At 58.3% G+C, this 4,019-nt stretch carries 3 protein-coding genes and 1 pseudogene; 1 reads left to right on the forward strand and 3 read right to left on the reverse strand.

Translation table 11 applies throughout. The annotated features are described in order from the left end of the window. Positions 1-16 precede the first annotated feature (16 nt). Positions 17-211 (forward strand): DNA cytosine methyltransferase, encoded by a 195-nt coding sequence (locus ACT6VE_RS34475; RefSeq protein WP_444802622.1) that lies wholly within the window; start codon positions 17-19, stop codon positions 209-211. Here the strand turns inward: ACT6VE_RS34475 and ACT6VE_RS34480 are convergent. From ACT6VE_RS34480 to ACT6VE_RS34490, 3 genes and pseudogenes are all read right to left on the reverse strand, one after another. Next, positions 208-729 (reverse strand): hypothetical protein, encoded by a 522-nt coding sequence (locus ACT6VE_RS34480; protein ID WP_444610161.1) that lies wholly within the window; start codon positions 727-729, stop codon positions 208-210. The genes ACT6VE_RS34475 and ACT6VE_RS34480 overlap by 4 nt on opposite strands. Continuing rightward, a complete protein-coding gene (locus tag ACT6VE_RS34485; protein WP_444802621.1) occupies positions 726-2,399 on the reverse strand; it encodes a DEAD/DEAH box helicase family protein in 1,674 nt (557 codons plus the stop codon). Before ACT6VE_RS34485 ends, ACT6VE_RS34480 begins: the two co-directional genes overlap by 4 nt. Next, positions 2,396-4,019, reverse strand: a pseudogene (locus ACT6VE_RS34490) (hypothetical protein); the annotation flags it as partial. The pseudogene ACT6VE_RS34490 and the gene ACT6VE_RS34485, both read right to left, overlap by 4 nt.

Consider the following 4,019-nt stretch of genomic DNA (forward strand, 5'->3'; position numbering starts at 1 on the left):
GCCTGGAGGTGAGAACATGTTGGTCCGTGCAGACGGTAGCCTGCGGTACTTCTCAGTGCGTGAAAGTGCCCGGTTGCAAACTTTCCCGGATGAGTTCCTTTTCCATGGTTCCTGGAGCGAGACTATGAGGCAGCTTGGCAATGCCGTGCCCGTACGGCTCGCGTGCGTGGTCGGGCAGGATGTAGCGCGGCACCTGTCCGTCAACGCTTAGTCGAGCCAAACGAGGTGCTCGATTTCGAGCTTGTAGGCGGCGTTCTCGACGACGGCGCGTTGCGACAGCAAAGCGAACTTCGTGGCGGCGTGAGTCAAGACAACGGCATATGGAGTTCCACCCTCGAAAGCGCGTTCATGTAATGCCAAGAGCGTTGCTTTCCATGCGCTCGCCTTACTCCACGCGACATGGCGACCATCCGAGAGAAGCAGGCCATGCGGCTTGATGAATGTCGCGACCGCCTTCTCGGTATCGGGAATTCCGAGAACGCGAAAAATCTTATCGGGATTGGCTGATATCTCGCGGGTGTACGGCTTGAGAAGCGTATCCTTGATATAAACCCGGACCTGCCGTGGGTCCATGTATCGGCCCAACACGCCTCCCAGGTCTTCGGTTTCTGTCCAAATTGTGTAGTAGCGCGACTTGTCCGATGTCGAGAGCGACGACCAGTTTAGGCGGTCGGCCTCCGCCCAGAGTCGATCCCGAATCTGGCAGCGTAGGCCTATCGGCACACTCATTGGACGCTTCCGGGCTGAGGTGGCGCGGGAAATTCGAAGCGCGGAAGCTCGAGCTGCGCGTCGCCCTCTCGCAGTATGAGATCCGCCTGATCCTTCATCCATTCAAGCATAAGGCTCCCCGCAGAAGCGTCGCGAAAACTAATGAGATTATGACCTAGTGGTAGACGCTCAATCGGGCCAGAAGCCGCCTTCTCAAGTTGGATTACCTCTGCCATGCGCCGTAGATCGGTCACGAAATCCAAGACAATCACTTTGTCCTTGCCAGGACTCAAGCGAAGTCCACGCCCAAGCTGTTGAACGAAGATTCGCCGACTGTGCGTCGCGCGCATGAATACGACGAGATCAACGTCGGGCACGTCCACTCCCTCGTTGAACAGGTCCACGCTCGCAAGAATGTCGATGTCCCCGCGGCGGAACATTGCCATTAGTCGATCACGTTCACGCGCTTCTTGCCGCGAGGATATCGCTTCAGCGCGAAGGCCGTAACCGCGTAGTGTACCAGCGAACGATTCGCAATGATCAACCGACGGCGAGAAGACTATTCCGCCTCGGCGCGTCACGCCGCGAAACACCTCGAAGATGCGGCGCGCCGCCTCCTCGTCGCGTGTGGGCATCAGAAGCTTCTTGTTCAGTTGGTTTAGGGAATAGTTGTGCGCTGATATTTCCTGGACAAAGCTCCAATCAATGTTGTCCGCGAGAAGGCGATAGTCGACCTCGCTTAGGTACTTGCGTTGAAGTCCATCTGATATCCCAAGCTGCACGAGCGGCCTGCCTAGGAGCTCGTCGATGTCGAACCCGTCGCCGCGCCAAGGCGTCGCCGTTGCCCCGCCGACCATAGGTGGAGCCAACGCGTCCAGAGCGCGACGAAAACTTGCAGATCCTATGTGATGCGCTTCGTCGATCAAAACCAGGCCATAACGCGGTAAGTCGTCGAGCCTGCCAACGATACTCTGCACGGTCGCGAAGGTGATCCCGTCATCGAAAGTAGGGATCTCGTCGCTCGAAAGCATGTGGGTCGGGACCCACTTCGGCAGTTGGTGCCAAAATCCAAACTGGAGCTGGCGGATGAGTTCTCGCTTATCCGCGAGGACAAGTACGCGATTGTCGCGGATAAGGCCGTCACGATAGAGATCCGCGACGACCTCGGCCATCACCACAGTTTTGCCCAGCCCCGTTGCTAGGACCACCTGAGCCCGTCCCGTATCAGTTAGCCCTTCGCGGAACCTGGCGACGGCATCTTGCTGGTATGGTCGCAGCATTCGGCGCGATTTTGGATATTCAGGCACTTCCCGCGTAAGTGTCGCGAGCCGCGATGGATCAAGTAGCTCAACGTTTATGCCGATGCGCCGATACCGCTCGATCTCTGCCTCGACGCCTCCGCCAACTGCTCGTGATGTGGCGACGAGCATCCTGTTCGCGCCATAGTAGGTTCCGGCTTCTACAACCTCTTGAACCGCTTGTTTCGAGGGCGGGGCGGTAGTCGTATGCTTACATTGCACCACCCATATTTCGCCGTTTTTCACCCCGACGACGTCGGCGCCCTTGTCACCTGAACCGCCAACCACGCGTACATCGTCGAAGCCCGCATGCATGAGCAACCTAGCGACGTCACGCTCAAAGGCCTGCCACGGCCCGCGCAAGAGTCGTCTGTCATCAAGAAAAGCCTTCACGAAGTCGGCTCGGTGTCGGGCTTCAGGAGACCGAGGGACATCACCGCCCGAATAACTTCATCGCGCGGGCTATCGGCAAGGTCACCGCTATCTTGCTTTGACAGCCAAATCGCGTCGCTCATAAGCCCCAAATACCGAGTGAGGACGCTCACGCGCGCCTCATCCGTGATCTCAGGATCCACGTAATCTAGAGCCGCGTAAGCCGCGTCCCACAGCCTGCCGTCGAAACACAGATCCGGCCGCTGTTCTACGATCGACCGCACGATCTCAAACGGTGCTGAGGCAAGAAAGGCTCCGTCGACCGTCGCCTCGGCCGGCTTAATCTTCTTGGCTGCAAGCGCGCGCATGACTGCGGTTTGTTCCTGGAGATTGAGGCTATTAAATAGAGAGGCTCTTTCATTCTCGGGACAAGCCGACACGATGCCTCGGGCTACGTCGACAAGGATCGCGGAGGCGTCGCCGGGAAGGGTCTTAAAATCGAGAGCGGTTTCCTCGCTATACTCTTCCCGTAACTCGGAGAGGATTTGCGCAACATCCGGAGAATGAGCCGAACTTCGAGTTTGATCGATCGTCATGAATGCAAGCTGGGTGAGCAATGCGTCTCGTGCGGTCATGGTGATCGATCGGAATACGGGATGCCCCGGATCGAAGAGGAAATGATACGTCTTCGTAGGTACGTCGCCGAGTACCATTCCCCAAGGTGAGCCGGTGGGCAGTTCTGGATCGGACGATCCCACCTCAAATGCGAGCACGTTCCACTTCAATCCACTAGAACTGTGATGGTAGCGCCGACTTAGCAATGGAACTTCGCGGCGCGGAGGCGGGGGCGGTTTCGAGGGCGTACCCGCAGGCTCGGGGTTGGGCGCTTGCACCCCCCCAGCCGCTGAAGGGTCGTCAAGGAGACCCGGCGGAAGCTGACCGCCGGGGCCGCTCGAGGATGCGCCGGAGTCCGCTCCGCCACTGGCGGGGCCGCCGCCTTGCCCGTAAAGGAGATCGCGGTCAGCTGCCTCTACCAGCTCCCACCATTTGGTATCGTCTTGATACTCAGGATTACCGTCATGAAAGGCATTCGCCATTTCCGAGGCGCGAGCGTTGTCCTTGACAATCAGGATGCGAGCGTAGGCGCCAGCAGCCTTTGACTGGGGGCTCGTGCGGCGAAAGGCCTTGAAAAGCATGAAGAGAGGCGAGTCATTCGGACCATAGCCAAGGTCCTTCGCCTTCTCCGGACGAAGCGGACCCTCGCCGCGGACTAGCCGGACCATCTCGTCCCATGTGGGATCGGCGCGGTCGAAACGGTCCTTGGCATAACTTACGCGGCAATGGTCTATGTGAATTTCGCCCACGATGCGGCCGCGATTTCGTTGGTCGTCGATCGGGTATTCCCGCTCTTCATTCTCGCCATCATGCCAGGAGAATAGATCCTTGTTGCCGATCTCAATCTTGCGACCATTGCGGATAAAATCGATCCCGAAATCCGATTGGTCGAGATAGCGTTGTATTCCTAGCCAGCCCGTCACCTTTCGAGCACGCTTGACCACTGAACCTGCGGCCTCGCAGTTAGGGCAGGAGCCCCCTACGCTCGCCTCGACCAACCAGCTCATGCAATTTGTGCAGTAGAGT

The organism is Shinella sp. (assembly GCF_052438155.1).
GTDB lineage: Bacteria > Pseudomonadota > Alphaproteobacteria > Rhizobiales > Rhizobiaceae > Shinella.